This window comes from Rhodopseudomonas sp. BR0C11, from assembly GCF_010820945.1.
Taxonomy (GTDB): domain Bacteria; phylum Pseudomonadota; class Alphaproteobacteria; order Rhizobiales; family Xanthobacteraceae; genus Rhodopseudomonas; species Rhodopseudomonas palustris_H.
The window spans coordinates 1-547 of record NZ_QTKI01000825.1 but is presented as its reverse complement, the minus strand read 5'-3'; the positions used below and the strand labels follow the sequence as shown (position 1 = coordinate 547).

General features: G+C 61.4%; 1 protein-coding gene and 1 pseudogene. Both read left to right on the top strand.

Annotated features, from left to right (window positions below):
• A partial coding sequence (locus DYI24_RS28195) for a hypothetical protein (protein WP_205523729.1) occupies nucleotides 1-229 on the top strand: 229 nt, incomplete at its 5' end.
• Between the two features lie 153 nt (nucleotides 230-382).
• Nucleotides 383-547, top strand: a pseudogene (locus DYI24_RS27620) (type B chloramphenicol O-acetyltransferase); the annotation flags it as partial.

The window sequence follows — 547 nt, the reverse complement described above, 5'->3', positions numbered from 1 at the left end:
CGGACAGGACGATGCGGACTATAATCCTCGTAGGAATATTGTCAAGCAGGTGGTTCGTAGCCCGGATGAGCGCAGCGATATCCGGGAGCCGCGCTTCGGTGGCGTGAAAGAGTCCCGGGTGTCGCTGCGCTCACCCGGGCGACGCTTTCCTTTTCAATCCACAGGAAGCCGACGCCCAAGGGAGCCGTCCTTGGCATCGGCTGACGCATGCGTCATCATGCGAGAATGAAGGCCACACACAGTACCACCGGCATCGCGCTTCCGCGGATCTGACGCTGGAAGCTGCAGCAGGCGATCGCCCGGATCGCTCGCTGTCGGTCACCCGAGAAGGCTCGGGTGAGCCATCGCCGCATGCGCGGCTTGCGAACCATTGGTCCTCATGATGCATAACGTTTTCGAAAGCCCCTTCAAGGGCATCACGCTCGATCGCCTGGTCACCAACCCGAATATCCGGGTCGGCCGCTACAGCTACTATTCGGGCTACTATCACGGTCACGGCTTCGACGACTGCGCCCGCTTCCTTCTGCCGGACGACGGTGTCGACAAG